Source organism: Streptomyces sp. NBC_01515, from assembly GCF_045040345.1.
Lineage (GTDB): Bacteria > Actinomycetota > Actinomycetes > Streptomycetales > Streptomycetaceae > Streptomyces.
Map to the genome: position 1 here is coordinate 9,242,366 of NZ_CP109416.1, position 22,316 is coordinate 9,264,681.

Annotated in this window: 16 protein-coding genes; 5 read left to right on the top strand and 11 right to left on the bottom strand. The window is 69.6% G+C overall.

From position 1 onward, the window contains the following. Positions 1–19: 19 nt before the first annotated feature. The 8 genes from OG407_RS41230 to OG407_RS41265 form a co-directional block, all read right to left on the bottom strand. Complete coding sequence (locus OG407_RS41230; RefSeq protein ID WP_405865359.1) at positions 20–862, bottom strand: hypothetical protein; 843 nt, start codon at positions 860–862, stop codon at positions 20–22. Further along, the gene (locus OG407_RS41235; protein WP_405865361.1) at positions 862–2,535 is read right to left on the bottom strand and encodes a PHP domain-containing protein; all 1,674 of its coding nucleotides are present in this window, start codon (positions 2,533–2,535) and stop codon (positions 862–864) included. The genes OG407_RS41230 and OG407_RS41235 overlap by 1 nt, the downstream gene beginning before the upstream one ends. An 83-nt stretch (positions 2,536–2,618) precedes the next feature. After that, on the bottom strand, positions 2,619–4,487 hold the full coding sequence (locus OG407_RS41240) for a LamG-like jellyroll fold domain-containing protein (RefSeq protein ID WP_405865363.1): 1,869 nt from the start codon (positions 4,485–4,487) through the stop codon (positions 2,619–2,621). Between the two features lie 69 nt (positions 4,488–4,556). Next, a complete protein-coding gene (locus tag OG407_RS41245; protein WP_405865365.1) occupies positions 4,557–7,475 on the bottom strand; it encodes a glycoside hydrolase family 2 TIM barrel-domain containing protein in 2,919 nt (972 codons plus the stop codon). Further along, on the bottom strand, positions 7,475–8,338 hold the full coding sequence (locus OG407_RS41250; RefSeq protein ID WP_366493519.1) for a carbohydrate ABC transporter permease: 864 nt from the start codon (positions 8,336–8,338) through the stop codon (positions 7,475–7,477). Before OG407_RS41250 ends, OG407_RS41245 begins: the two co-directional genes overlap by 1 nt. A gap of 13 nt (positions 8,339–8,351) precedes the next feature. Next, entirely contained in the window at positions 8,352–9,311 is a 960-nt protein-coding gene (locus OG407_RS41255) for a sugar ABC transporter permease (protein WP_327399989.1), read from the bottom strand. Continuing rightward, a complete protein-coding gene (locus tag OG407_RS41260) occupies positions 9,311–10,597 on the bottom strand; it encodes an ABC transporter substrate-binding protein (RefSeq protein WP_405865368.1) in 1,287 nt (428 codons plus the stop codon). The genes OG407_RS41255 and OG407_RS41260 overlap by 1 nt, the downstream gene beginning before the upstream one ends. A 99-nt stretch (positions 10,598–10,696) precedes the next feature. After that, the gene (locus OG407_RS41265; protein WP_405865370.1) at positions 10,697–11,713 is read right to left on the bottom strand and encodes a carbohydrate kinase family protein; all 1,017 of its coding nucleotides are present in this window, start codon (positions 11,711–11,713) and stop codon (positions 10,697–10,699) included. 151 nt (positions 11,714–11,864) lie between these two features. On the opposite strand from OG407_RS41265, the gene OG407_RS41270 reads away from it, so the two are divergent. The 3 genes from OG407_RS41270 (at position 11,865) to OG407_RS41280 (ending at position 17,125) form a co-directional block, all read left to right on the top strand. Continuing rightward, positions 11,865–12,629: a DeoR/GlpR family DNA-binding transcription regulator gene (locus tag OG407_RS41270; RefSeq protein WP_019058991.1), complete on the top strand. Its 765-nt coding sequence runs from the start codon at positions 11,865–11,867 to the stop codon at positions 12,627–12,629. Beyond that, positions 12,626–13,963: a 6-phospho-beta-glucosidase gene (locus OG407_RS41275; protein WP_405865372.1), complete on the top strand. Its 1,338-nt coding sequence runs from the start codon at positions 12,626–12,628 to the stop codon at positions 13,961–13,963. Before OG407_RS41270 ends, OG407_RS41275 begins: the two co-directional genes overlap by 4 nt. A 102-nt stretch (positions 13,964–14,065) precedes the next feature. Next, positions 14,066–17,125 (top strand): alpha-mannosidase, encoded by a 3,060-nt coding sequence (locus tag OG407_RS41280; protein ID WP_405865374.1) that lies wholly within the window; start codon positions 14,066–14,068, stop codon positions 17,123–17,125. 54 nt (positions 17,126–17,179) lie between these two features. On the opposite strand, the gene OG407_RS41285 is transcribed toward OG407_RS41280, so the two are convergent. Beyond that, entirely contained in the window at positions 17,180–18,865 is a 1,686-nt protein-coding gene (locus tag OG407_RS41285) for a carbohydrate binding domain-containing protein (RefSeq protein ID WP_405865376.1), read from the bottom strand. A gap of 138 nt (positions 18,866–19,003) precedes the next feature. Next, positions 19,004–20,149 carry an ATP-grasp domain-containing protein gene (locus OG407_RS41290; RefSeq protein ID WP_405865378.1) on the bottom strand — a complete coding sequence of 382 codons (1,146 nt, stop codon included), beginning with the start codon at positions 20,147–20,149 and terminating at the stop codon, positions 19,004–19,006. Positions 20,150–20,453: 304 nt separating this feature from the next. Between OG407_RS41290 and OG407_RS41295 the strand changes: the two genes are divergently transcribed. Continuing rightward, positions 20,454–21,362, top strand: a complete 909-nt coding sequence (locus OG407_RS41295) for a metallophosphoesterase family protein (RefSeq protein ID WP_405865380.1) — start codon at positions 20,454–20,456, stop codon at positions 21,360–21,362. After that, complete coding sequence (locus tag OG407_RS41300; protein ID WP_405865382.1) at positions 21,310–22,032, top strand: 4'-phosphopantetheinyl transferase; 723 nt, start codon at positions 21,310–21,312, stop codon at positions 22,030–22,032. The genes OG407_RS41295 and OG407_RS41300 overlap by 53 nt, the downstream gene beginning before the upstream one ends. On the opposite strand, the gene OG407_RS41305 is transcribed toward OG407_RS41300, so the two are convergent. Then, positions 21,998–22,225: a hypothetical protein gene (locus OG407_RS41305; RefSeq protein WP_328676367.1), complete on the bottom strand. Its 228-nt coding sequence runs from the start codon at positions 22,223–22,225 to the stop codon at positions 21,998–22,000. The two genes, OG407_RS41300 and OG407_RS41305, sit on opposite strands and share 35 nt — an antisense overlap. Between the last annotated feature and the right edge of the window lie 91 nt (positions 22,226–22,316).

The window sequence follows — 22,316 nt, forward strand, 5'->3', positions numbered from 1 at the left end:
AGCCGCAACTACCGTTCGTCTACTGCTGTTTGTACGAGTAGACGCTCGTCGACACCTGGCACACGCCCGGCTGGACGACCTCGGCGCGCAGTGTGCCGCTGTTCACGTCGTAGTCGATGCCCTCGGCCTCGAACGTGCCCGTGCAGATGCTGCGTGCCGGCAGTGCGAACAGGCTGGTGACCGTGCCGGTGGTCGGCTGGCCGTCCAGCTTGTGCGGGAGGTCGACCTGGAGGAGCGGGCGGATCTCGGGGAACTTGGTCCCCGACGCGTCGTCCGAGACGCACACCAGGCGGGTGTCCGTCACGAAGTCGCAGCCCTGGATGTCGTTCACCGTCTTGTCCAGGGTGATCTGCCCGGCCTGCGGCAGCGCCCCGCCCGTCGCCGGAGTCGACGGGTTGAGCAGGGGCGTGGGGAAGACCTGGAGTCTGGACTGGTCGCCCCACTCGCCCGACACCATCCACTGCGTGTCGGGCGAGATCGCGTCGAACGAGTTGTTGATCTTCTCGCCCGAGTCCAGCGTGTGGACGTACGAGTAGCGCGTCCCGGACGGCGTGGTGACCGCGAACATCTTGGACGTGCCCGTGTCGGCGCCCTGGTAGGCGTCGAAGATGTAGCCGTTGGCGATGTCCGGGTCGCCGATGTGGTTCCAGCCCTGGATGCGCAGATCCAGCGGGATGGACGCCAGCCCGCGGTACAGCAGCGAGCCGTCCGCCTGACTGGCGACGCCCTCACCGCCGCCGAGGCTGCCGGTGTACGCCGTGCCGGTCTCCACCCACGTGGTGGCGGCCGCGGCCGAGGAGGTGCTCACGCCGAGCGTGAGAGCACCCAATAAGGCGGCGAGGAGAGTGAGTTGACGCTTCATCAGATACCTGCCAGGTCGACGAAGATGGGGTTGGAATAGAACCATGTGTCGGCCCACGGGTCACCGTTTCCGGGCTCATGGGGGATCGGGCCGTGCGGATCGACCGAGGCGCCGAGGTACCCCGCGCCGTGCCGCTCGCCGTCGCTGCCGCGCAGCCGCAGGTAGAAGGACTCGTCCCCGGCGGTCACCGGGATGCGCAGGGTGTACGTCCCCTTGCGGCCGCCGACGTCCGCCGTACGCACGACCTTCGTGTCCGGCGCCCGCCACGCGTCCCGGTCGGACACCGCACCGCGCACCGCTCCCCGGATCACGTCCACGTGCGCCAACTCGGGCAGGATTCCCTGGGCGTTGGGCCGCGAGGCGGTCGTCACGGTGATGTTCAGCGTGAGCCGGTCGCCCTTGCGGACCCGCAGCCGGCCGCCCAGGGTGACACCCTGGCCGTGGTCGCAGTCACGCTTCAGGCGGACGTCGAGCCCGTCCAGCAGATGCCCGTGGTCCACCCAGACCCGGCCCGCTCGCATGCCCGCCATCACCTCGCGGTAGCCGTAGCGGGTCACGCCCACATGGGTGCGGCTGAACTCGCCGGGCCAGAAGTCGCTGCCGGGCTGCGGGGAGTCGGTGTTCACCGGGTCGGGCAGCTTGCCGGTGTTGTCGAAGTTCTGCCCGTCGGGCCAGGCACCGTTGGCCCAAGTGTCGTAGACCGTACGGTGGTTGTCGGAGTTGGTGGTGATCGAGAACAGCCGGCCCTCGGCCAGCATCGAGTCCCACAGCCCGCCGACGGTCGCCGTCGCCCAGTCGAACCCGCCGTACGTCACATACGCGTCCGCCGGATAGCCCGACCAGGACTGCGCCGACGGCTTGTTCTCGTACTCGCCGCGGATCGACGTGGCACCGCGCCAGCCGGGGAGGGCCGCGCCCTGGGCGCCGGGTGCGCCCTCCATGCCGATCATGATCTCGGGGGCCGCGTCCCGCCAGTTACGCATCTCGTGCGGGGAGTCGATACCCAGGCGCAGCGGGTGGTTGGCGAGGACGAGGACGTCGTCGACGTAGCCCGAACGGCGCTGCTCCGCCAGCCACTTGATGGCCTTCACCGCGTGGGCCTCGTTGCGGGCGGTGTCCGCGTCGGCGACGCCGCCCTTGTCGTAGCCCAACAGTTTCCCGTCGTAGGCGAGTTCGAACTGCGTGAGCAGATCCACCTCGTGGCGGCCGGGCGCGGCGAACACCGTGCAGTGCTCGGCGGCCGGGATGTACCACTCCAGGCCCTGGAAGATCAGCTGGCGGGGGTTCGCGGCGCGTGCCTTGAGGATCTCGGCGTGCTCCAACTCGGCGCCGTAGGAGGCGTGTCCGAAGTTGGAGTGCTCGTTGAACACCATCCAGTCGAGGCCGTACTTCGCGGCGGCCTGTGCCTGCTGGGAGAACGTGTACTTCGCGTCGTGGCTGTACACGGAGTGCACGTGATGGTCGCCGACGAGGTAGGCGAGGCGCGGGTCGTTGCCGCCGTAACCCCGCCCGGCCGCCGAGGCGGAGGTGGCGAGCGGGCCCGCGCCGAGGGTGAACGCGGCACCGAACAGGCCCGCGCGGCGCAGGAGTTGGCGTCGGGAGACACCCTGCGCGTCGAGGGCGGCGGGGGAGACGGACGGATCGGCCCAGGAGGGCAACTGCTGCTCGGCCATGATGGTTCGGAAGTCCTCTGGAGGCTGGAGGGCTGTCAGTGGTTCATGAAGTCAGTGGTTCGTGGAGTCAGTTGGCCATGAAGTCAGTGGTTCATGAAGGAGGCGACGGGCAGCGCCCGTTCGACGATCCGGACGTCGCCGAGTCGGCCGTGCAGGATCTGGTCGATCTTCCCGGCGTACTCGTAGCCGCCGAGCAGCCAGGGCAGGCCGACCGAGGTGAGGCCCACGGCGGTCGCCGTCGGATTGCGCACGACCGGGCAGCCCTCGACGTAGAGGGTGGTGTGCTTGCCGTCGCTGACCACGGCGAGGTGCCACCAGGTCTCCAGCGGGGTCTCCTGCCCCCAGTTGCTGGCGATGCCCTCCTGGTTCAACGGCCGTACCGCCCACTGGGGTTCGCGGTCGTTGGAGAGCGAGAGCGTGGCGAGGGGCTCGTCCGGGTCGTCCCCGGTCTTGCCCGCGGCGCCGCCCGTGCCGGTCCGACTCACCAGCCCCGACCAGGCGTTGTGGTCGGGGTCCCAGTCCGCGGGCAACCGGTAGAACGCCTCGACGGTGTAACCCCGCTTGAACGTCGCCGAGTTGAGGGGTGCTCCGTCGACCGTGCGCAGATACGCGCCCTTGAGCGGTGACTTGTAGCCCGTGAACTCCAGGCTGCCGTGGCCGGGTTGGTCGGGGTGGTGGTCCGAGGACCAGTTCAGGGTGCCGCCGCCGACCGTGACGAGGGTGAGGTCGTTGCCGCGCCCGGACTGGTCGCGGACGGTGCCGCTCACGGCCGTGGCGTCGTCGTGTCCGTCGAAGCGCCAGTACGCCACTGTGCCGGGGACGAGGAGCTTCGAGGTGGGGCGCGAGGGGCGGGCGGGGACCGGGGCGAAGCCGGAGAAACGGGTCGCGAAGTCGATGTCGACGGTGAACCGGTCGGCGTCGCCGCTGAGTTCGATCTCCTGGCGCTCCAGCTCGTTGAGGCCCTTTGCCGCCCGGCCCAGGATCCACGGGGAGACGGTCTCGATGTCGATGACCCCGCGGTCCAGGTCGAAGCGGTAGAGGCGGATCATCGCCGCGCCGCCGAAGTAACGGTTCTGATAGTTCGTCAGGTGCAGATGGACGTCATTCCCCGCCGCGTTCTTACGCGTTGCCCGACCGGCGGGCCAGTAGTGCCCGTTGAGCGTGAGGAAGATCTGGTCGTGGTCCTCGATCAGCTGGTCCCACAACTGCTGCCCGTAGGCCGACAGTTGGTCGTCCTCGACGACCAGCTCGTGCGTCGTCAGGATCACCGGCGTGTGCGGGTGCTGGGCCAGCACGCTCTTGGCCCACGCGTACCCCTTCGCCGACAGCCGCCAGTCCAGCGCCAGCACCATCCACTCACGGCCCGCCGCCTCGAAGAGGTGGTACGTGTTGTAACCGTCGGCGGACGCACCGCCGAACGTGCGCGCACCCTTGAAGCGCTGCGGCCCGAACGTGTCCAGGTACGGCGAGGTGCCGCGCTGGTCGTCGGTCGAGGAGTTCACGTCGTGGTTGCCGGCCAGCACGCTGTAGCCGACGCCCCGCCGGTCCAGCAGCCTGAACGCCTCGCCGATCGCGGCGAATTCGGGCTTCGCGCCGTTCTGCGTCAGGTCGCCCAGGTGGGACAGGAACACGATGTTCTCGTCCTTGCCGTGCTCCAGGAGATAGCGCAGCGAGGCCTCGATCGGCGCCTTGTCGATGCTCGGCCCGTCGAAGAGGTACTGGGTGTCCGGCATCACCGCGAGCGTGAAGCGGCGGCTGTCGGTGTCGGGCCGCCAACTCGCCGTCGCCGATGCCGAGATGGGGGCCGCCTCGGCGGCGCCAGGCAGGGCGACGCCCGCCGTGGCGGCGGCGCCGAGCAGCGCGGTCGCCCGCAGGAAACTGCGCCGACCGGCGCCGGCCCGGGCAGTCTCGCACTGGTCGCTCTCGTACTCGTGCTCATGCGAAGTACACACGTGTGCTCCGTGGGTAAGTGCTCGTGAAAGCTGGGGAGTTCAAGGCTGTGGAGCCGGAACCTGAGGGATTCAGAGAACGCGCAGGGTCCAGCTCCAGCGATGGACACCCGGTGGGACGAGATACTCCGGTGACGTGTCGGGACCGCACGACGCCGTGCCCAACCCCCGGTGCGCCGCGTCGAGTTGCACCACGCAGGACGCGCGCGGCACCAGTTCGTCGTGGTGCCGTACGGCGGTCAGGTCCTCGGCGCGATGGCGGGTCACCGAGACCTGGCGGGGCTCGTCGAGGTCGACCGCGAGACCGGTGGCGTCCGGTGCCGACAGCGTGAACCGCCGTACCCCGTGCCGGCCGCCGCTCTCCTGCGGCCGCAGATACGGGGTGAACAACTCGTCGACGGGAACCGAGTGGTGGCCCACGGGCGCGCCCGTGCTGCGGTCGGGGTACGACTCCCAGGGACCCCGGCCGAACCACTCCAGCAGATCAAGCCCCGGCACCGTCTCGAACACGGTGCCCACCCGGGCCACGTCGACGAACTCATCGGGCAGTTCGGCCGATTCCTCGACCAGGACCCCGCCCTCGACCGGTGTGAACACCTGACAGTGCCGGACCACACCGACCGCCCCGGCGTACTCGGCGACCGTCGTCACCCGCTCGCCGTCCCGCCGTACCGAGACAATCTTGCGGACCAGCGAGTCGAGCCCCCAGGTCCGCCAGCGCGCCGCCATGCCGCCCAACTCGTCGTTGTCGGTGGGCGCCCGCCACAGGGACAGGGCCGGGGCGACCGTCAACAGCGGGTGGCGGAGAAGGCATTCGCCGTCGACCTCGACCCGGCCGCCGCCAACCACCGGCGTCATGGGAGTTGCCGTCCGCAGCCGTACCTGGGGTGCGCACACGTCCGTGCCGCGCGGTGCCCACGGCTGGTCCTCGGCCGTCGTCACGCGCAGCGTCAGCCAGGCCTCGCCGCCGTCCTCCGGCAGCTCGAACGGCAGCGGAACGGCCGCCGTCTCACCCGGGCGCAGGGCGGGCAGTTCGGCCGGAGCGGTCAGCGTACGGCCGTCCGCGAGGGCCAACTCCCACGTACCGGCAAGCCAGTCGAGGCCCCGGAAGTGCAGGTGGTTGCCGAGGACGATGCCCTCGTGCCGGAAACTCTCGATGCGTACCGGCGCCGCGATCTCCCGGTGCTCGAACATGACCGGCTTGGGCGTGCGGTCGGGAAACACCACGCCGTCCGCGATGAACGCGCCGTCGTGGATCGACTCGCCGAAGTCACCGCCGTACGCCCAGCGTTGACCGGGCGCGGCGACACCGTTGTCGTACAGTCCGGCGCCCGCGCGGCCGGTGGGTCTTCCGTCGCTCACACGTTGCAGGATCCCGTGGTCCCAGAACTCCCAGATGAAGCCGCCCTGAAGACCCGGGGTTGACTCGATGGCGGCCCAGTGGGCCGCGAGGGTCCCGTTGCTGTTGCCCATCGCGTGGGAGTACTCGCACTGGATCAACGGCTTGGTCTGCTCGCCGGACAGGGCGTGCGCGACACAGTCCTCCAGCGGCGCGTACATCGGGCACGCGATGTCGGAGGCGAGGTCGGGGTCGGCCCAGCCGCGCTTGGCCGCGCCCTCGTACTGGACCGGTCTGGTCGGGTCGTGGCGCCGGACCCAGCCGGCCGCCGCGTCGTGATTGGCGCCGTAGTCGGACTCGTTGCCGAGCGACCAGATGATGACCGAGGGGTGGTTCTTGTCGCGCAGCACCATCCTCGACACCCGGTCCACGAACGCGTTCAGATAGCGCGGGTCGTCCGCGATCTCGTGCGCGTGGTCGTGCGACTCGATGTCCGCCTCGTCGACGACGTAGAAACCCAGCTCGTCGGCGAGGTCGTAGAGCGCCGGGTCGTTCGGGTAGTGCGCGGTGCGGACCGCGTTGAAGCCGAACCGCTTGAGCAGCACCAGGTCCGCGCGCATGTCGTCGTACGACACCGTGCGGCCGGTCAGTGGATGGAAGTCGTGCCGGTTGACGCCCCGGATGTACACGCGCTCGCCGTTGACGAGCAGGTCCCGCCCGACGATCTCCACGTCCCGGAAACCGATGCGCCGGTACGAGGCGTCGGCGACCGTTCCGTCGGCGCGGTGCAGCCGGACGGCGAGGCCGTACAGCTCGGGCGTCTCGGCGTTCCAGGTGCGGACCTCGGGCACGGTGGCGCGCATGCGGGCCTCGCCGAGGAAGTCGGATACCCGGTCGTCCTCGGTGTTGAACCGGTCGAACTCCTCGTCCTGGGTGAGGAGTTGACCGTCGAGATCACCGCTGACGTACCACCCGGCGGGCAGCGCGCCACCCGCGTCCCGCACCTGGCAGTCGACCCGCAGCTCGCCGTCGTGGGACGCCCGCACGGTCACGTCCGCGAGATACAGCGGGTCGGTCGCGTACAGCAGCACCGAGCGTGTGATGCCCCCGTGCCACCACTGGTCCTGGTCCTCGATGTGCGAGGAGTCCGACCACTTGACGACGGTCAGCCGTACGGTGGCCCGCCCGCCGGGACGTACGACGTGCGAGAGGTCGAACTCGGCGGCGAGGTGGGAGTCCTTGGAGAGGCCGACGGGCCGCCCGTCCACGTGCACGAGCAGCACGCTCTCGGCGGCGCCGACCTGGAGCACGATCCGCCGCCCGGCCCAGTCGGCCGGGACGTCCACCTCACGCTCGTAGACACCCGTCGGATTGTGGACCGGCGACTGTGGAGGGAATTCCGCATACGGCATACGGACGTTCGTGTACTGCGGAAGGTCGTCCGTATCCTGCATGGTCCATACGCCCGGAACGTATGCGGACGACCAGGCGTCCGCCAACGGCGCGTCGGGCGCGGGCAGCAGTTGGAAGCGCCAGTCGCCGTCGAGGGAGCGGGCGCCGGCGCGGCGGTCGACGGCGGACATGGGCAACCGCCCCCAGGAGGTCACCTCGGGTGACTCCCAGGGGCGGAGCGCGAGCAGCGGGTCGGTCATCAGCGGATGGCTCCCTTGCCGAGGTCGCCGATGATCTGCTTGGCGCCGACCGCGAACACGATCAGCAGGGGGACGAGGGCCAGCAGCGCGCCGGTCATGACCATTCCGTAGTCGGTGGTGCCGTGGGTGCCGTTGAGCTGGGACAGGGCCACCTGGAGGGTGACGTTGTTCGGGTTGGTGAGGGCGATCAGGGGCCAGGCGTAGTCGTTCCACTGGCCCATGAAGGTGAAGATGCCGAGGAAGGCGAGGCCCGGGCGGACCACCGGGAGGGCGACGTGCCAGTACTGGCGCAGGAAGCTCGCGCCGTCGATGCGGGAGGCGTCGAGGAGTTCGTCGTGGATCGCGCTCTTCATGTACTGGCGCATCCAGAAGATGCCGAATGCGTTGGCCGCCGCCGGCACGATCAGCGCGGTCATCGAGCCGATCCAGCCGAGCTTCGCCATGATGACGAACTGCGGGATGGCCGCGAGCTGCGCCGGCACCATGAAGATGCCCATCAGCAGCGCGAACATCACGTTCTTGCCGGGGAACTGGAACTTGGCGAAGACGAACGCGGCCAGCGAGTCGAAGAACAGGACCAGGAAGGTCACCGACCCCGCCACGAGCACCGAGTTGAACATCGAGCCGAAGAAGTCGATGTTGTCGAAGAGGCTGCGCACGTTCTCCAGGAAGTGCGTGCCCGGCAGCAGCTTCGGCGGGTAGGAGAAGATCTCCGACGAGGTGTGCGTCGACATGATCACGGCCCAGTAGAACGGGAAGGCCGAGAGCAACACGCCCAGGATCAGGGAGACATGGAGGGCGACGCCGCGGCTCCGGGTGCCCCGGATCGCCTTCGGCCGCCGTGTGCCTTGGAAGAATGCCATGGTGACCGGCTCCCTAGTCTTCGCCCCGGCGCTGTACCAGGCGCCAGTTGACGATGGAGAAGATGATGACGACGAGGAAGATGCCCCAGGCCACGGCGGCGCCGTAACCGAAGTCGTTGTTGTCGAAGGTCTGTTGGAAGAAGTACAGGACCATCGTCTGGCCGGAGTGGCCCGGACCGCCCGCGAACGTCGAGTCGTTGGAGGTGTTCTGCAGCAGCACCTGTGGTTCGGAGAAGCTCTGCAGACCGGTGACCGTCGAGATGACGAGGACGAACAGCAGCACCGGCCGCATCATCGGCAGCGTGATCCGGAAGAACGTCTGGACCGGGCCGGCGCCGTCCATCCGGGCCGCCTCGTACACCTCGCTCGGGATGGTCTGCAGACCGGCGAGGAAGATGATCGCGTTGTAGCCGGTCCACTGCCAGGTCATCAGCGTCGCGATGGCGATCTTGATGCCCCACGGGGTGTTCAGCCAGGCGATCTGGTCGATGCCCACCGCCTGCAAGAGGGCGTTCACCAGGCCGAAGTTGGTGGAGAACACCGAGCCGAAGACGATCGCGATCGCCACCACCGAGGTGACGTTCGGGAGGAAGTAGGCGAAGCGGTACACGTTCTTGAAGCGGACCGCCGAGTTGAGCATCACGGCCGTGATCATCGCGAGGAAGATCATGGGGAACGTCGCCAGCGCCCAGATGATCAGGGTGTTGCCGATCGAGTTCCAGAAGTCGGTGTCGCTCAGCAGGTACTTGTACTGCGACAGACCCGCCCACTCCATGGAGCCGAGGCCGTCCCAGCGGTGCAGGGAGAGGTAGAACGAGAAGCCTACGGGGATCAGCCCGAAGCAGAGGAACAGCAGATAGAACGGGGAGATCGCGGCATACAGATGCCAGTACTTGCGGAAGCCGCTCCTGGGCCGCGAGGTGGCGGACGAACTGTCCACGGCGGCCGGGGGCTTGTCCAGTGCGGTGGCCATCAGTAGCTCACCCCCAGGTGGTCCGCGATGCGCCGGCACTTGCTCATGGCGTCACTCCAGGCCTTCTTGGGGTCCTTGCCGAGGACGCCGACGTTCTTGATCTCGTCCTTGAGGGGCTGCCCGAGCGCGATGTCGAACGGGCTGTTGTAGGCGACCGTGATCTTCTGCGCGGCGGGCCCGAAGATGTCCATCGTGTCCTGGCCGCCGAAGAACGGGTCCGGTACACGCACCGACTTCAGGTCGTACGAGGCGGGGGTGGAGGGGAACAGGCCGGCGTCGACGAAACCCTGGGCCTGGTTGGCCGCGTTCAGGATCCAGCTGATGATCGCGAAGGCCTGCTCGGGCTCGCGGCACGCCTTGGTGATCGACAGGAACGAGCCGCCGTTGTTGGCCGGCCGCACCGGCATCTGGGCAACTCGCCATCGCCCCTTGGTCTTTGGCACGCCCGTCTTGATGTCGCTGGTCGCCCAGGAGGCGTTGAGCTGGCTCGGCAGCTTGCCGTCCTGTACGGCGGAGAGCTGGTCCGGGGTGCCGCTGACCAGATCCGAGACGATCTTGCGCTGCTTGGTCTCCACCGCCAACGCCCAGGCGTCGCGCACGTGTTGCTGGTCGCCGATGAAGTGACGGTCCTTGTCGACGTACCGCTTGGAGCCCTGGTTGACCACGTTCTCGAAGATGCTGTTGACGTCGGTGACCAGGTACGTCCCCGGAATCCGCTTCTTCAACTGCTCGCCCGCCGCGAAGAACTTGTCCCAGGTGTTCAACTCCTGTGACACGTCGGCCGGTTCGTACGGCAGCCCGGCCTTGCGGAAGACGGCGTACTGGTAGAAGTGCGCGACCGGACCGCAGTCGATGGGGAAGCCGACCATCGTGCCGTCGTCGGCGATGCCCTGCTCCCACTTCCACGTCAGGTACTGGCTCCTGTACTTGTCCGCGCCGAGTGTCCTGAGGTCCACGAACTGGTCGGCGTTGGGCAGATAGGACGCCATGTCCTCGCCCTTGAGGCCGGCGATGTCGGGGATGTGGGCCTTGCCGGCCATCGTGGTGATCAGCTTGGACCGGTAGTAGCCGCCGATCTTGATCGCCTGGAGGTCGACCGTACGGTCGTAACGCGCCTTGGCGTTCTTGACGACCGTGTCGCCGAGGCCGCCGTCCCAGTACCACAGGACCATGTTCCGGCCGGTGGAACCGGTCGGAACGGCGCAGCCGGACGTCAGGCCGCCGAGCGCCGTGGCGGCCGTACCGGCCAGGCCCGCACGGAGCAGGCCTCTTCGTGAGAGCCGCACAGCTCCCACCGCCTTTCGGATCTGTTCGATCTGTTCGGGTCGTGCATACGAGGGACTCAAGTGGGGGGACTTGGAAGGGACTTGCGGGGTGGGGAAGGGCTACTGCGGTGCGGGGGGAGTGACGGGCGCGTACCTGACGGGCGGGCCGGGGTCCGCCGGGATCCTGTCGACGAGGAAGCCGTACGCACGCCGCAGTTCGGGATCGCGGACTGTATGCAGCCAACGGTCGACGCCGTACCAGCCGGGCGCCGCCAGCGCGCCGCCGTGGTGCTGGACGGACAGCCCGGCCGCGAGCACCGCGAACCGCAGCCGTTCCTCCAGCGGCCAGCCGCCGAGCGAGGCCGCGACGAAACTCGCGCCGAACACGTCACCGGCACCCGTCGCGTCCAGGACGTCGACGGCCAGCGCCGGGACCTCCGCGTACTCGCCGGTCGTCTGGTCGACGGCGACCGCCCCGTCGCCGCCCCGCGTGATCACCGCGACCGGCACCAGTTCGGTGAGGGTGCCGAGCGCCGCGACCGCGCTGTCGGTGCGGGTGTAGGCCATCGCCTCGGCCTCGTTGGGGAGGAAGGCGTGGCACAGGGCGAGTTGGTCGAGCAGGTCGCGTGACCACTGCTCGGTGGGGTCCCAGCCGACGTCGGCGTAGATCTGCGTGCCGTTCGCGGAGGCCTTGGCGAGCCACGCGCGCGGCTCGGACTCCAGGTGCACCAGCGCGGTCCGCGCCTCGGGCGGGTCGCCCATCAGCACGTCCTGCGAGTACGGCGGTTCCTGGCCGTGGGTGACCAGCGCCCGGTCGTCGCCGTGGGCGAGCGAGACGGTGACGGGGGTGTGCCAGCCGTTCGCGGTGCGGGACAGGGAGAGGTCGACGCCCTCCTGGCCGGCGAGGACCTCATGGCAGTACGCGCCGTAGAAGTCGTCGCCGAAGACCGTGGCCAGGGAGGTGCTCAGGCCGAAGCGGGACGCGGCGACCGCGAGGTTCGCGATGCCGCCGGGGCCGCAGCCCATGCCGGCCGTCCAGATCTCCTCGCCCGGCGTCGGCGGCTGCCCCAGACCCGTGAGGACGAGGTCGTAGAAGAGCAGCCCGGTCAGCAGCACATCGGGCCGGGGGTCGTCCACGCGCGCATCCTCTCGTCGGCACGTCGTCTGGAGAGTTCGTCAAAACTCTTCATTTCGGTGACCGGAATCGTGCGCTGCTCGACGAGATTGGTCAATACCCAAGCAGAACTGAGCATAGAAATGATTGAAGATGACGAGTAGTGTTCGCGACGTGCTGGCAGAACGACGACATCAACTCATCCTGCGGGCCCTGCGCTCAGGGGGCCCCGCGGCCGTGACCGATCTCTCCGAGCAGCTGGGTGTGAGCCCCGCCACCATCAGGCGTGATCTGCTCAAACTGGAGGAGGACGGACTGCTCACGCGTGTCCACGGCGGTGCCGTGGCCGACGAGGGCGACCAGCCCTTCGCCGAGGTCGCCGAGGTGCGGGTGGCCGAGAAGGACGCGATAGCCGCGCGCGCCGCGGCGATGGTCGCGGACGGCCAGTCCGTCCTCCTCGACATCGGCACCACCGCCTACCGGCTGGCCCGCCAGCTGCACGGCCGCCGGCTCACCGTGATCACCAGCAACCTCGTGGTCTACGAGGAGCTGGCCGACGACGAGGGCATCGAACTGGTGCTGCTCGGCGGCATGGTCCGGCGCGAGTACCGCTCCCTGGTGGGCTTCCTCACCGAGGACAACCTGCGCCAGCTGCACGCCGACTGGCTCTTCCTCGGCACCAGCGGAGTGCGGCCCGGCGGCCAGGTGATGGACACGACGGTCGTCGAGGTGCCGGTGAAACGGGCCATGATCAAGGCCGCCGACAAGGTCGTGCTGCTCGCCGACGCGCAGAAGTTCCCGGGGACGGGGATGGCGAAGGTGTGCGGTCCCGAGGACCTGGACGCGGTGGTGACGAACGCCCCGGTCGACCCGGTGACCCGTTCCTCCCTGGAGGAAGCGGGCGTCGAGGTCGTCGTGGCAGGAAAGGTGAAAGCGTGAAGCTGACGATTCTGGGCGGCGGCGGGTTCCGGGTGCCGCTCGTGTACGGGGCACTCCTGACGGACCGCGGCGAGGGCCGGGTCACCGAGGTGGTGCTGCACGACCTCGACGACAGTCGACTGTATGCGGTCGCCCGTGTACTGGCCGAACAGGCCGCCACCGTGCCCGACGCCCCCACCGTCACCGCCACCACGGACCTCGACGAGGCCCTGCGCGGCGCCGACTTCATCTTCTCCGCGATCCGCGTCGGCGGCCTCGAAGGCCGCGCCGACGACGAGCGGGTGGCCCTCGCACAAGGCGTCCTCGGCCAGGAGACGGTCGGCGCCGGCGGTATTGCCTATGGTCTACGAACCGTCCCCGTCGCCGTCGACATCGCCCGGCGCGTGGCCCGCCTCGCCCCCGACGCCTGGGTCATCAACTTCACCAACCCGGCGGGCCTGGTCACCGAGGCCATGTCCCGCCACCTCGGCGACCGCGTCATCGGCATCTGCGACTCCCCGGTCGGCCTCGGCCGCCGTATCGCCACGGTGCTCGGCGCCGACCCGCGCGAGGCCTTCATCGACTACGTCGGCCTCAACCACCTCGGCTGGGTCCGCGGCCTGCGCGTCGCCGGCCGCGACGAACTCCCGCGCCTGCTCGCCGACCCGGACCTGCTCGGCTCCTTCGAGGAGGGCAAGCTCTTCGGCACCGACTGGCTCCAGTCGCTCGGCGCCATCCCGAACGAGTACCTGCACTACTACTACTTCAACCGCGAGACCGTCCGCGCCTACAGCGAGGTCGAGAAGACCCGCGGCGCGTTCCTGCGCGACCAACAGGCCCAGTTCTACGACGAGATGAAGCGCCCGGACACGGCCGCGCTGACCGCCTGGGACCGTACCCGCGCCGAGCGCGAGGCGACCTACATGGCGGAGAACCGGGAGACCGCCGGCGCCGGCGAACGCGACGCCGACGACCTCTCCGGCGGCTACGAGAAGGTCGCCCTCGCCCTGATGCGGGCCATCGCCCGCGACGAACGCACCACCCTGATCCTCAACGTCCGCAACCAGGGCGCGCTGTCCGTCCTCGACACGGACGCCGTCATCGAGGTGCCGTGCCTGGTCGACGCCAACGGCGCCCACCCCGTCGCGGTCGCCCCGCTGCCCGACCACGCCACCGGCCTGGTCTGCGCGGTCAAGGGCGTCGAGCGCGAGGTCCTCGCGGCGGCCGAGAACGGCTCCCGTACGACCGCGGTGAAGGCCTTCGCGCTGCACCCGCTGGTCGACTCCGTGAACGTCGCGCGCCGACTGGTCGAGGGCTATACAGAGGTCCACCCGGGTCTGGCGTACCTTAAGTAGGCACCGCCCCGGTAAGCGCTTTCCCCGAGTTCTCGGCAGCGAGTTCTCAACAGCTCCCCACGTTCTCAGCAGCTCAGCTCCCTGGTTCCCTGGAGACCTCCCATGCACGACGAACGCAACCGGATCGAGGAGCGCGTCCAGCGCGCCCATGACCAGCGCATCAAGCCGGCGATCTACGCGGCCACCGCGCCCTTCACGGTCGAGGCCTGGCAGGCCCCCGGTGAGCCGGTCCCCTTCGAGGAGGCCGCGGCGGCGCCGTACGCGCCGTTCGCGATGGACACCCCGTGGGGTCCGCCCTGGGGCACCACCTGGTTCCGGATGCGCGGGCAGGTGCCGGAGGAGTGGGCCGGGAAGCGCGTCGAGGCCGTCATCGACCTCGGCTTCGTCGGCGACTGGCCCGGCAACCAGGCCGAGGCCCTGGTCCACCTCGCGGACGGGACACCGCTGAAGGCGGTCAACCCGCTCAACCAGTACGTGGCGATCGCCAACCCGGCGACCGGCGGCGAGGTCATCGACTACCTGGTCGAGGCGGCCTCCAACCCCGACATCCTCGCCAACAACTTCTCGGAGCCGACGCCGCTCGGCGATGTACTGACGGCAGGCGACCGTCCACTGTATACATTCCGCCGCGCCGACCTCGCCGTCCTCGACGAGGAGGTCTTCCACCTCGACCTCGACGTCCAGGTGCTGCGCGAACTGATGCTGGAACTGGGCGAGCACGACCCCCGCCGGCACGAGATCATGCACGCCCTCGACCGCGCCCTGGACCTCCTCGACCTCGACGACGTCGCCGGTACGGCCGCCGACGTACGGGCCGCGCTGAAGCCGGTGCTCTCCAAGCCGGCCAACGCCAGCGCGCACGTCATCTCCGGTGTCGGGCACGCGCACATCGACTCGGCGTGGCTGTGGCCGATCCGCGAGACCAAGCGCAAGACGTCCCGCACCTTCTCGAACGTGACGTCCCTCGCGGACGAGTACGAGGACTTCATCTTCGCCTGCTCGCAGGCCCAGCAGTACGAGTGGGTGCGCGACAACTACCCGCAGGTGTGGGCCCGCATCCAGGAGTCCGTCAAGCGCGGCCAGTGGGCGCCGGTCGGCGGCATGTGGGTCGAGTCCGACGGCAACCTGCCCGGCGGCGAGGCCATCGCCCGCCAACTCGTGCACGGCAAGCGGTTCTTCATCGAGCACTTCGGCGTCGAGACCAAGGGCGTCTGGCTGCCCGACTCCTTCGGCTACAACGCGGCCTACCCGCAGCTCGCCAAGCTCGCCGGCAACGAGTGGTTCCTCACCCAGAAGATCTCCTGGAACCAGACCAACAAGTTCCCCCACCACACCTTCTGGTGGGAGGGCATCGACGGCACCCGCATCTTCACGCACTTCCCGCCGGTCGACACCTACAACGCCCGCTTCAGCGGCGAGGAGATGTCCCGCGCGGTCCGCAACTACCAGGAGAAGGGCAACGCCACGCGCTCGCTGGCCCCCTTCGGCTGGGGCGACGGCGGCGGCGGCCCGACCCGCGAGATCATGGAACGGGCGCGCAGGCTCGCCGACTTGGAGGGCTCGCCGAAGGTCGTCGTCGAGCACCCCGACGAGTTCTTCGCCAAGGCCCGCGCCGAGTACCCGGACGCCCCCGTCTGGGTCGGCGAGCTGTACCTCGAACTCCACCGCGCCACCTACACCTCCCAGGCCCGCACCAAGCAGGGCAACCGGCGCAGCGAACACAAGCTCCGCGAGGCCGAGTTGTGGGCGACCACGGCCGCGCTGCACGCGCCGGGCTACGCGTACCCGTACGAGAAGCTCGACAAGCTGTGGAAGACGGTGCTGCTGCACCAGTTCCACGACATCCTGCCGGGCTCCTCGATCGCCTGGGTGCACCGCGAGGCCGAGGCCGAATACGCCCGCGTGGCAACGGAGTTGGAGGAGCTGACGGCAACGGCCGTGGCCGCGCTGGGCGGCGGCGGCACCCGCGTCTTCAACACCAGCCCCTACGACCGCGCCGAGGTCATCCGCACGGCGACCGGCGTCCCGATGTACGCGACGGTCCCCGCGAACGGCAGCGCCCCGCTGGCCGCCGAGTACGTCCCGCAGGCGGTGACCGTCACCGACCGCGTCCTCGACAACGGCATCGTCCGCGTCGAGCTCGCCGACGACGGCACCCTCGCCTCCGTGCGCGACCTGCGCCACGGCGGCCGTGAAGTCCTCGCGGACCAGGGCAACTTGCTGCGCCTGCACACCGACCTCCCGAACTACTGGGACGCCTGGGACGTCGACAAGCACTACAAGAACCGCTTCACCGACCTCCTCGACGCCGACTCCATCACCGTCGTCGAGCAGGACCCGCTGCTCGGCGCGATCCGCGTGGAACGGTCCTTCGGCAAGGGCTCGAAGATCGTGCAGACGATCACCGTCCGCGCGGGCAGCGCCCGCATCGACTTCGAGACCGACATCGACTGGCACGAGGCCGAGAAGTTCCTCAAGGCGGGCTTCCCGGTCGACATCCGGGCGGCGCACTCCTCCGCCGAGATCCAGTTCGGCCACATCCAGCGGCCCACGCACACCAACACCAGCTGGGAGGCGGCCCGTTTCGAGGTCTCCGGCCACCGCTGGGTGCACCTCGCCGAGCCCGGCTACGGCGTCGCCGTCATCAACGACTCGACGTACGGCCACGACGTCTCCCGCACGGTCCGCGAGGACGGCGGCACGACGACCACGGTCCGGCTGAGCCTGGTGCGCGCCCCGCGCATCCCGGACCCGGGCGCCGACCAGGGCAGGCACCGCTTCGTCTACTCGCTGCTGCCCGGCGCGAGCATCGAGGACGCCGTCGCCGAGGGCTACGCCCTCAACCTCCCGCTGCGGGTGGCCGATTCGGGCGGCGCCCCGGAGCCGCTCGTCTCCGTCGACGGCGACGGCATCACCGTCGAGGCGGTCAAGCTCGCCGACGACGAGTCCGGCGACGTCGTGGTCCGCCTCTACGAGTCGAGCGGCGGCCGCGCCCAGGGCACCCTGCGCACGGGCTTCCCCCTCGCCGGCGCGCAGATCACCGACCTGCTGGAGCGCCCGTTGGCGGACGAGGTCTCTGTCGACGGCGATGCGGTCGCCGTCGCCCTGCGGCCCTTCCAGATCCTGACGCTCCGTCTGGAACGGTCCAGCGCAGGCGAGTAGACACACCGAGGCGGCCGGCCCACACGGGGGACCGGCCGCCAGGGGTGGGGGTCGTCAGCCGGTGAAACCGGCCGTGATGGACGTGAACTGCCAGGTGTTCTGGCTGATGCCGGAGCAGTTGCTCACCACTCCGCCACCGGCGCACCCGCGGTCACGGTTGACCGACCAGAAGGCGAGCCGGGCGATGTGGTGCGAGTTCGACCAGTCACGGATCGAGGTCCAGATAGCGGGAGTCGTGGTCTCCGACTGGTCCGACAGACCGTTCATGCCCGAGATGCCGATGTGCGAGTAGGCCGTCGCGTCGTCCCACCCGAAGGTCGACTTCAGCTTGGTCTTCAGGCCCTCGGCCGCGGCGACCGTGTTGCCGTACATGTCGGAGCCGCCGCCGAAGTCGAACGGCATGATGGTGAAGACGTCGATGTTGGCGTTGAGCGACTGCGCCTGCTCGATGAGCCGGTTGCCGTAGTACGTCGGGCCGGTCGTCGAGGTGCCGAAGGTGACGATCGTGCGCAGGCCCGGGTTGTTGGCCTTGACGGTCTTCAGCGCGGTCAGGATCTTCGCCTGGACGGCCTCGTTCTCGAACTCGTCGGTGTTCTCGATGTCCATGTCGATCGCCTTGAGGCCGTAGGCGCTGATCACCTTCTGCAGCGCCCCGGCGAGTGCGCTCGCGGAGGAGCAGTTGGCGCCGAGCTTGCTGCCCTGCCAGCCGCCGAAGGACGGCACGATGTCACCGCCGGCCGCGCGGATCTGGTTGATGGCGGTCTGGTCGACGCCACCGGTCAGGGCCCGGCTGCCGTCCCAACTCGGCGTGCAGCCACCGGAGTCGAGCACGAACGCCATCGTGAACCACTTGATGCCGGTCGCGCTCATCACCGTGCTCGGGCTCGGCGGATCGCCCCAGCCCTCGTAGAGATACGGCGCGGCCTGGGTGAACCCGGTGCCACCGCCGGTGCCGGCGCTCGTCGTGACGCTCACCGCGCCCGAGGCCGCCGAACTGTTCCCGGCCGCGTCGCGCGCCTTCACGGTGAACGTGTAGGCGGTACTGGCCGCGAGCCCGGTGACCGTGCCGCTCGTACCGGAGACGCTGAGGACCTGGTTCGAGCCGCTGTAGATGTCGTACGCCGTGACGCCCACGTTGTCCGTCGAGGCGCCCCACGACAGGGACACGGTCGACGAGGTCTTGCCCGTGGACGTCAGGCCGGTCGGCGCGGTCGGGGCCTGGGTGTCGCCACCGCCGCCACCGCCCGGACCGTCGAGGCTGATGTCGTCCGCGTAGTAGGTGCCCTGCGCGTACCAGCCGTGGACGTAGATGGTGGCGCTGGTCTGCGAGGCGGTGGTGGTGAAGGACGTCGTCAGCTGGCTGTACGCCGACGGGGACGAAGTCCACGTCGAGGAACCGCCGTTGACACCGAGGTAGACATAACTGCCGCGCACCCAGCCGCTGAGCGAGTACGTCGTGCTCGGCTGCACGGCGACCGTCTGGGAGCACTGTGCGGTGTCGCTCGAACTCACCGCGCCCGCAAGGGCCTTGGAGCCGCCGTGCACGGGCGAGGAGACGACCGAACCGAGGTTTCCGGTGCAGGACCAGGGGGAGAGACTGCCCGACTCGAAGCCGGGGTTGGTCAGGACGTTGGCCGCCTGAGCCGTACCGGGCAGCGCGATCGCCCCGGCCATGGCCAGGGCGGCGGTACCGAGCAGGGCGAGGAGCCGATGTCTGGAGCGTCTGAGTGTGTCGCGCACGCGATCTCCCTGAAGGAATGGGGGTGTTCGGGAGTGCAAGAGGGTGCGCAACCAAGTTGGTATGGACCAATCGCAGTGTCAAGATGCGACGCCATGATTGGTCCATACCGGTATGAAGTTGTGTGGTGGGAGCGGGAGTTAAGCGCGAGCCGCTGCCCGGCTGCCCGTCTCCGAGGTCTCCGTCTCCACCTCGTCCTGTGCGGGCACGGGCGCCGCCGGGAGCAGGGGCTCCGACTCCTCCGCGCGCTGGTGCGGGAGCGACACCGGACGCAGCTGGCGCGGGCCGGACACCACCGCGTAGTCCGCGCCCAGGAACGGCGGCTCCATCGTGCCCGGGTCCTCGCCGAGTGCCAACTGCACTGCCGCCCAAGGGGCGTTGACCCCGCACAGCGACAGCTGGTGCAGGCCGCCCGCGGGGCGCGTGTTGACGTCCATCAGCACGGGCTGGTCGCCGAACATGCGGAACTGGATGTTGGACAGGTAGTGCAGCCCGAAGCCCTCGGCGATCCGGCGGGCCGGCTCCAGCCACTGCTCCTGCAGGGTGAAACCGCGACGGCGGCCGTTCTTCGTGCGGCCCACGGCGAGCCGGACCAGGTTGTCGGGACCGGTCAGGCAGTCCACCGACACCTCCGGCTCCTCCAGGCGCGGCATGACCAGCCAGTCGACCTGCTCGTCGGCCTGCTCCAGCGCTTCGACGACCGTGTCGAGCGGGACGTAGGGGCTCGGGAAGCCGTTGAGGTGCATGAGCGAGAAGGGGGCGCGCGTGATCACACGGAAGCCCACCCCGCCGGCGCCGGACGCCGGCTTGAAGCACGCCTTGTGCCCGGCGGCCTCCAACTCCTCGACGGCGGCGACGAGTTCGGGCGCCGTGCGCACCCGCCACCACGGCGGTACGGGCACGCCGATCGCCTGGACGGCCTCGTACGCGATCACCTTGTCGTGGAAGACGGCGACGGCCTCGGGGGTCGGCGCCAGCAGTGCCGTACCCACCGCCGCGAAGTCCGCGCGGTGCGCCACGATCTCCGACTGGTGCAGCCGGGGCACGAACACGTCGATGCCGCGACGGGCGCACTGGTCGAGCGCGAACTCGACGTACGCGGCCGGGGACAGGCCCTCGGGCTCCAGGTCGGCGGTGTCGGCGGCGGCCAGTACGGGGGAGTCCGCGTCGCCGTGCGTGGCATGGATCTCGACGGCCCGGTCGCTGGGATTTCTCCGCAGCTGATCCATGAAGAACACGTTCTCCGCGTACGTGCGGTTGAGCCAGACGCGTACGCGAGAGACCATGCAGGGCCGTCCTTTCGGTTTCGCGGGCACGGCGGAGCGAGGCCGTGCCCGGCCAAGGTGGTTGGAGGTACACCAAACCGCCCTCGGCGAAGAGGCGTTCGTGACGGTGGTGTTGGGGCGATCATACGGCGTTCGAAGGGTGCCGCGTGCAACGCCCGTGTTACGGATTCCCCGATGGTGCACACCCACCACGTGAACTCCCCTCGCGGCCCCGCCCTGACCGCCTCGTATGCCCCGGCCGTCTTGTGGCGGCACGGCGGCGTGTGATCTCGTGGACTCATTCGTGTGCATGGAGGGGGCGAGGGTGGAGTCGACGGCCGGCGGTGCCGGGCAGCTGCTGGCCATCAGCGACCTGCACATCGGGTACGCCGAGAACCGCGCCCTGGTCGAGAACATGCGGCCCGGCACGGACGACGACTGGCTGATCGTGGCCGGTGACATCGCCGAGACCGTGGCCGACATCCGCTGGGTCCTCGAACTCCTCGCCGGCCGCTTCCGCAAGGTCCTGTGGGCCCCCGGAAACCACGAACTGTGGACCCATCCCAAGGACCCCGTCACCCTGCGCGGCGTCGCCCGCTACGACCATCTCGTCGCCCTGTGCCGGGAGTTGGGCGTCGTCACGCCCGAGGACCCCTACCCGCTCTGGGAGGGCCCCGGCGGCCCCGTGGTCGTAGCCCCGCTCTTCCTGCTCTACGACTACTCGTTCCTCCCGGCCGGCTGCACGACCAAGGCCGAGGGACTGACGTACGCGCACGGCACCGGCATCGTCTGCAACGACGAGTTCCTGCTGCACCCCGACCCCTACCCCAGCCGCGAGGCCTGGTGCCGGGCCCGGGTCGCCGAGACCGAACGCCGGCTCAGCGAGATCCCCGACGCCCTGCCCACGGTCCTGATCAACCACTACCCCCTGGACCGGCACCCCACCGAGGTCCTCTGGTACCCCGAGTTCGCCATGTGGTGCGGCACCACCCTGACCGCCGACTGGCACCGCAGATTCCGCGTGGACACCATGGTCTACGGCCATCTCCACATCCCGCGGACCACCCACCACGAGGGCGTCCGCTTCGAAGAGGTGTCCGTGGGATACCCCCGCGAGTGGCAGAAGCGCCCGGGACCCCCGGGCCGACTGCGCCGCATCCTGCCGATGGAGGTCGGAACCGGTGATCGAGGAACTGCTTCCGGACTCCGTGGTGACCGTGGAGACACACGGTGACGAGGGGTTCCAGGACGCCCCGCTGTACCCCGAGGAAGAGGCCCGCGTGGCCCGCGCGGTGCCCAAGAGACGCCGCGAGTTCGCCACCGTACGGGCCTGTGCCCGGCGCGCCATGGAGAAGCTCGGCGTGCCCCCGCAGCCGATCCTGCCCGGCGCCCACGGCGCGCCTGGCTGGCCCGCCGGAGTCATCGGCAGCATGACCCACTGCGACGGCTACCGCGCCGCCGCGCTGGCCCGCGCCACCGATCTCGCCTCGCTCGGCATCGACGCCGAACCGCACGCGCCGCTCCCGGACGGCATCCTCCCCTCCGTCGCCCTGCCCGCCGAACAGGAACGCCTGGCACACCTGACGGCGGAGCGGCCCGGCGTGCACTGGGACCGGCTCCTGTTCAGCGCCAAGGAATCGGTCTACAAGGCGTGGTTCCCCCTCACCGGCAAGTGGCTGGACTTCTCGGAGGCCGACATCGAGGTCTTCACGGACCCCGGTGAGGACACCCGCGGCGGCCTCCGCGCCCGTCTTCTCGTGCCCGGCCCGGTGGTGGACGGCGAACGTCTCGACGTCTTCGAGGGCCGCTGGACCGTCGGGCACGGGCTGGTCGCCACGGCGGTCACGGTCCCGTATGCGTCAACTCCCCTCATCCCTCCGGGCACCAGCTCTCCAGCAGCCTGAAGAAGGCCTCCTCATTGCCCGCGAGCCCGGCGTCCGTCAACGCCCGGTCCGCCTCGGCCAGTACCGAGGGCGGGACCAGGACCGGTCGAGGGGCGCCCGGTGGGCCGTCGAAGGCTGCTCGGACCGTGTGCAGCAGCCGTAGATAGGCCTGAACGGCGGCGCGCTCGCGGTCGGTCATCACTGCGGTCTGCATAGGACGGCTCTCCCCTGGTCGGCGTCATGAGCCCCCGCGCGGCGGTGGCACGACTCCAGCTTGCCGGGTACCACTGACAATGCCGTTGCGG

Coding starts and splice junctions, on each gene's coding strand:
- OG407_RS41305 (WP_328676367.1), bottom strand. CDS start 22,225: ATGCAGACCGCAGTGATGACCGACCGCGAGCGCGCCGCCGTTCAGGCC.
- OG407_RS41255 (WP_327399989.1), bottom strand. CDS start 9,311: ATGGCCACCGCACTGGACAAGCCCCCGGCCGCCGTGGACAGTTCGTCC.
- OG407_RS41235 (WP_405865361.1), bottom strand. CDS start 2,535: ATGGCCGAGCAGCAGTTGCCCTCCTGGGCCGATCCGTCCGTCTCCCCC.
- OG407_RS41280 (WP_405865374.1), top strand. CDS start 14,066: ATGCACGACGAACGCAACCGGATCGAGGAGCGCGTCCAGCGCGCCCAT.
- OG407_RS41230 (WP_405865359.1), bottom strand. CDS start 862: ATGAAGCGTCAACTCACTCTCCTCGCCGCCTTATTGGGTGCTCTCACG.
- OG407_RS41245 (WP_405865365.1), bottom strand. CDS start 7,475: ATGACCGACCCGCTGCTCGCGCTCCGCCCCTGGGAGTCACCCGAGGTG.
- OG407_RS41250 (WP_366493519.1), bottom strand. CDS start 8,338: ATGGCATTCTTCCAAGGCACACGGCGGCCGAAGGCGATCCGGGGCACC.
- OG407_RS41290 (WP_405865378.1), bottom strand. CDS start 20,149: ATGGTCTCTCGCGTACGCGTCTGGCTCAACCGCACGTACGCGGAGAAC.